This window comes from Mesorhizobium sp. M7A.F.Ca.AU.001.01.1.1, from assembly GCF_004022735.1.
Taxonomy (GTDB): Bacteria; Pseudomonadota; Alphaproteobacteria; order Rhizobiales; family Rhizobiaceae; genus Mesorhizobium; species Mesorhizobium ciceri.
Genome location: NZ_RZPF01000555.1, coordinates 1 through 4,519 on the forward strand (window position 1 = coordinate 1; position 4,519 = coordinate 4,519).

The following is a 4,519-nucleotide window of genomic DNA, read 5'->3' on the forward strand; positions in this document are numbered from 1 at the left end:
CGCGCTGCCCTTGCGACGCTGCTGGTCGCGGCCTTCTGGTTGACGACGAAATGGTCGGAAGCCGCCGGCACGGTCATTCTCGTCGCCGTCGTGTCGAGCCTGTTTGCTGCTCGCCCCGACCCTGTGCAGGTCGCCTGGGGTTTCTTCAAGGGAACGCTTCTGGCGCTGCCCTTTGCCTTTCTCGTCGGCCAGATCGCATTGCCCGCCCTGCCCGGCTTCGGCTGGTTCATGCTGTTTGTCGTGCCGATCCTGGTGCCGACGGCGCTGGCCATGGCCAATCCACGCTATGTCGGCGTTGCGACGGCTTTCGCCATCAACTTTCTCGCCTTCCTCAGTCCGCACCAGGCGATGACCTACGATCCCGGACCCTTCTTCGCCGGTTCGGCGTCGATCCTGGTCGGCATCCTGCTGGCGATCGGTGTCTTCATCGTCGTGCTGCCGGCCGATCCTTGGCTCGCGGCCAACCGCATCGTGCGCGCCATGCGTGAGGATCTGGCGCGGCTTTGCCTGCATGAGCGGGTGCCGAGGCGGTCGGCCTTCGAGAGCCTCGCCTACGACCGCATCAACCAATTGATGCCGCTGGTGCAGAATGCCGGTCAGAAAGGCGATGCGGTTCTGGGCGGCGGCGTCGCCGCCGTCACCGTCGGCCTGGAGGTCCTTCGGCTGCGCGATGCGAGCCAGAGCCATGCCATCCCATCCGAGACCGCGCTTTCGATCGCCAACTTCCTGAGAGGGCTGGCGCGCGAACTGCTCTTCCGCGCCCCCGGCGATCCGCAGACATCAACCGTCACCGTCGCCCGGCAATATGCGGCTGGTATTGCCCAGCGAAACGGTACCGGGGAATTGCTGCAGATCGCGGCATCGTTGCGCATCATCGCCGCCGCGATGGAGGATTTTCCGGATTTTTTCGCCAGGGATAAAGGCTAGGCGGCCGCTATCGCCAGCGCGTGGCCGCGTGCGTTTTCGCGCAGCGCGTCGAGATGGATCGACTTGACCAAGGCGGCGAGATCACCCTCGGCGGATTGACCGCCCACTTCCTTGAGCATCAGCCAGCTTACCTCCTGCACACCGGCGACGCGCTTGCCGTTGGCGACCTCGCGCCAGATCTTCAGCGCACGCAGGATGATGGCGTGCGTGGCGCCGGCGAGCCCGGCGCTGCGGAACAATGCCTGCAAAGCCACGTCGTGCCCGCCGGCCAGCAGCGCCCTAACCCTTTGTTCGGACTGCTGGCTGAGCGCAACCAGTGCCGAGCCGAAGAAATCGACCTTGCCATGCGCGATGGTGCGGATGAGGAAGCTCGCGGTGAGGTCGCCACGCAGCCTGAGATGCTCGATCAGGGCCGCATGTTCTTCCGTGCGCGTGCCTTCGATCAGCGTCACCGAAGCCTTGACGCAGGCGTCGCGCATGACGCGGTCGGCTCGCGCCGCGCCCATCATCGCCATCACCAGTGGCGACGTTTTCAGCATTTCGCCAAGCTTGACGAGCAGCATATGCCGGCAGTCGGCCGGCAGCCTGACATCCGATATCAGCGCCTCGCGCACCAGCGGCAGGTGCCCATGCCGTTCGGCCATGCGGCGGAAGCTGAGCGAGGCGATGTCGGCGCCGCTGTTGGCGAGCAGCACGGCGCAGGCGTCCGCCTCGCCGATCTCGGCGATGGCCGCCGACAGCGCCATCGAGACGAGCGGCCGGTCTGCGATCAGTTTTTGCGTCGCCTTCGGACTCGAAGCCACGCGGTTGATCAGGTCGGCGTCGGTGAGCAGCGGCGAGCGCGCCAGCACCACGCCGGCGACTTCCGGCTGGTCGGAGGCCAGCACGCTGATGATCTGCATTGGCGCGTGTTGGCTCATCGACAGCGCCTCGGCCATCGCCAGCCGCACCTTTGACGAGGCATCGTCGAGCAACAGTGTCAGCGCCGCCTCTGCGGCGCAGCGGTCCTCGAAGGGCAATTCGGAATTGATGTAGGCTCGGGCCAGAGCGCTCGCCGCCGCGGCGCGCTCCGACACCTTGGCCGTGTAGATCCATTTCAGGAAATGCGAAACAACAACCATGCCCGCCTGCTTACGCCCCTTGCCGGAAGGTTCCGACCCCACTGACGACCGTAGGCAGAATTGGTTTACGAACCGTTCACCATGTTCATTAACTGGCTTGCGAGGCTGATTTGCAGCGCCTATCAACCGTCAAGCACCTGAGGAGAGAGAAATGGCCGGACTTTATCTCGAAGAGTTCGTCGTCGGCCATGTCTTCCAGCACACGCTGCGCAAGACCGTTACCGAAAGCGACAACATGCTGTTTTCGGTGATGACGCTGAACCCGCAGCCGCTGCACATCGACTTCGATTTCGCCACCAAGAGCGAATGGGGCAAGCCGCTGGTCAATTCGCTGTTCACGCTCGGGCTGATGATCGGCATTTCGGTCAATGACATCACCGTCGGCACCACGGTGGCCAATCTCGGCATGAAGGAAACCGTGTTTCCGCATCCGGTCTTCCATGGCGATACCGTTCGCGTCGAAACGACAGTCATCTCGGTGCGCGAGTCCAGGTCGAAGCCCGATCGCGGCATCGTCGAATTCGAGCATCGCGCCTACAACCAGCATGGCGATCTCGTCGCCAAATGCACCAGGCAAGCCATGATGCTGAAGAAGCCGGCCTGATCATGCGCTCGCTGCTGTTCGTCCCCGGTGATTCCGAGAGGAAGCTGGAAAAGGGTTTTGGTGCCGGCGCCGACGTGGTCATCGTCGACCTCGAGGATTCCGTGGCGCCGCACAACAAGGCGCTGGCGCGCGTCGTAGCGGCGCGCTTCATCCTGGAACGCAGGGCACAAACGACTTCCGCCATCTATGTCAGGGTCAATGACCTCGCGACCGGGCTGACGGATGACGATCTGGCGGCGCTGGTTCCGGCGAAACCCGACGGCATCATGCTGCCCAAGTCGAACGGCGGCCAGGATGTGCAGCACCTGTCGGCAAAACTCAGGGTGCGCGAGGCCGAAAAAGGCCTGGCCGACGGCGCGATCAAGATCCTGCCGATCATCACCGAAACGCCGGCAGGCGTGCTGGCGGCGGCAACCTATGCCGGGACCAGCGCGCGGCTTGCCGGGCTCACCTGGGGCGCGGAAGACCTGTCGGCGGCGCTCGGCGCGCGCAGCGCCCGCGACGAGCATGGCCGCTACACGGACGTGTTCCGTCATGCTCGCACCATGACCATACTCGCCGCCGGTGCGGCGGAGGTCGCGGCGATCGACACCGTCTTCCCAAATTTTCGCGACATGGCGGCCTTCGCCGCGGAGTGCGCCGAGGCCGAACGCGATGGCTTCACCGGCAAGATGGCGATCCACCCCGATCAGGTGCCGGTCATCAACGCAGCCTTCACGCCGTCGGCCGAGGCGGTGAGACAATCGGCGGCAATCGTTGCTGCGTTCGCGGCAGCGGGAAGCCCCGGCGTCGTCGCTATCGACGGCAAGATGTTCGACCGCCCGCACCTGCGGCTGGCCGAGCGGCTTCTGGCGCGGGCGAAGGCGGCAGGTGTTTCCGCCTGAGCGCCTGCTACCAAACCAATGGAATCAGGCGGTAACGGACCCGGGCCACATAGTCGTCATAGCCGCGCAGACCGGCGCGAAGCGTTTTCTCTTCGATGAAGGTGCGGATGGCCAAGAGAACGACGAGCACGAGCACCGACGCCAGCCCCCACCAGGAACCAAGCAGAAGTGCCGTGCCGGCGAAGAAGAGGATGGCGCCGGCATACATAGGATGGCGGACGTAGCTGTAAGGCCCGGTGGAGATCACACGTTGTCCGCGTTCGTCCTGGATCTTGACCACGGGCGCCGCAAAACTGTTCTCCAGCATCGTCAGATAGCAGATCCAGATTCCGAGCAGCAGGACCAGTGCGCCGACCACCTGCACCCAGACGGGAACCGCCGACCAGCCGAAACGCACGTCGAATCCCATGAATATCTGAGAACCAAAGATGGCGAGCAGAAGTATGGACAGCAGCACCTTGTCGGCCGCGTCCTGATTCTTCTGGATGGGAGAGCTCAGCCGCTCATTCATCAGACCGGGATCGCGCCTCGCCAGCGCCACGCCCAAGGTGAGACTGAGGCCCACCATCCCCACCAGATAGACCCAGGCCCCCGGCCAATGCAGCGTGCCGGCCGACAGGAAGAGCAAGGCGCCCATGGCGACGAACCAGACGAATGTCTGAAGAACCAATTTCGCGATCATGATCGACCTGCCTTGATATCCGCTGATGATTGGTATTTTAGACCATTGGTCTACCATACAGACCACTGGTCTATAGTTCAAGCGAACCTTCGACCCGAGGCTCCGAACTCCAGCTTAACAAAAGGCTTGCGGCAGTCGGTTGTGTTGGCGGCTTTTTGCCGGGCAGCCTTCCACGATAGGAATTTTTTCTTGACTCGGTGATCTCAGCTATGGTACATTTTTGCCCATGGTGCTGATTTGCGCCAGTGACCCGCCGCACAGGCGGGTTTTTCGTTTGATGCTCCGTCAGCCAACGCGCAAG

Annotated in this window: 5 protein-coding genes; 3 read left to right on the top strand and 2 right to left on the bottom strand. The window is 63.5% G+C overall.

Translation table 11 applies throughout. From position 1 onward, the window contains the following. The coding region (locus EN884_RS26865) for an FUSC family protein (RefSeq protein WP_164895172.1) at positions 1–927 on the top strand (927 nt) is incomplete at its 5' end. Here EN884_RS26865 and EN884_RS26870 read toward each other — a convergent pair. Then, on the bottom strand, positions 924–2,048 hold the full coding sequence (locus EN884_RS26870) for a DUF2336 domain-containing protein (RefSeq protein ID WP_063167881.1): 1,125 nt from the start codon (positions 2,046–2,048) through the stop codon (positions 924–926). The genes EN884_RS26865 and EN884_RS26870 overlap by 4 nt on opposite strands. A 151-nt stretch (positions 2,049–2,199) precedes the next feature. On the opposite strand from EN884_RS26870, the gene EN884_RS26875 reads away from it, so the two are divergent. Both EN884_RS26875 and EN884_RS26880 read left to right on the top strand, forming a co-directional pair. Further along, positions 2,200–2,652 (top strand): MaoC family dehydratase, encoded by a 453-nt coding sequence (locus tag EN884_RS26875; protein WP_063167880.1) that lies wholly within the window; start codon positions 2,200–2,202, stop codon positions 2,650–2,652. 2 nt (positions 2,653–2,654) lie between these two features. Next, a complete protein-coding gene (locus EN884_RS26880; RefSeq protein ID WP_063170219.1) occupies positions 2,655–3,536 on the top strand; it encodes a CoA ester lyase in 882 nt (293 codons plus the stop codon). 7 nt (positions 3,537–3,543) lie between these two features. Here the strand turns inward: EN884_RS26880 and EN884_RS26885 are convergent, their stop codons facing one another. After that, on the bottom strand, positions 3,544–4,218 hold the full coding sequence (locus EN884_RS26885; RefSeq protein ID WP_013531970.1) for an isoprenylcysteine carboxylmethyltransferase family protein: 675 nt from the start codon (positions 4,216–4,218) through the stop codon (positions 3,544–3,546). Between the last annotated feature and the right edge of the window lie 301 nt (positions 4,219–4,519).